We start from the raw sequence: 603 nt of genomic DNA, 5'->3' as shown, positions 1-603 counted from the left end.
AACCTTCATCGGTTGATCGTTCTGCCATAGCGATATGGCGTCCGGATCGTCAAAAAGTATTGCATGTTCAATCACTAGTGTGATCGACTCGGTTGATTACTTGTGTTTGTTGCTTTCAATGTCGTTTTATCCAGTTTTCAAAGAACAAGTTTCGAAGAATCATCTGAACGATGAACCTTCAAAACTGAACGCAAAACGTCAACGTATGAACCAACGGTTCATATTCCGTAATTATCCTTAGAAAGGAGGTGATCCAGCCGCACCTTCCGATACGGCTACCTTGTTACGACTTCACCCCAATCATCTGTCCCACCTTCGGCGGCTGGCTCCCGTAAGGGTTACCCCACCGACTTCGGGTGTTACAAACTCTCGTGGTGTGACGGGCGGTGTGTACAAGACCCGGGAACGTATTCACCGTGGCATGCTGATCCACGATTACTAGCGATTCCGGCTTCATGCAGGCGAGTTGCAGCCTGCAATCCGAACTGGGAACGGTTTTATGGGATTGGCTCCCCCTCGCGGGTTTGCAGCCCTCTGTACCGTCCATTGTAGCACGTGTGTAGCCCAGGTCATAAGGGGCATGATGATTTGACGTCATCCCCA

At 49.9% G+C, this 603-nt stretch carries 1 rRNA gene; it reads right to left on the bottom strand.

The features are described 5' to 3' along the window. Positions 1–241 precede the first annotated feature (241 nt). Positions 242–603: ribosomal RNA gene (locus AB1K83_RS18150) — 16S ribosomal RNA — on the bottom strand; the annotation flags it as partial.

The sequence above is a fragment of the Sporosarcina sp. 179-K 3D1 HS genome (genome assembly GCF_047228905.1).
Taxonomy (GTDB): Bacteria; Bacillota; Bacilli; order Bacillales_A; family Planococcaceae; genus Sporosarcina.
Note: the sequence above shows the minus strand (reverse complement) of the source record. Positions and strands in the feature narration are given on the sequence as shown.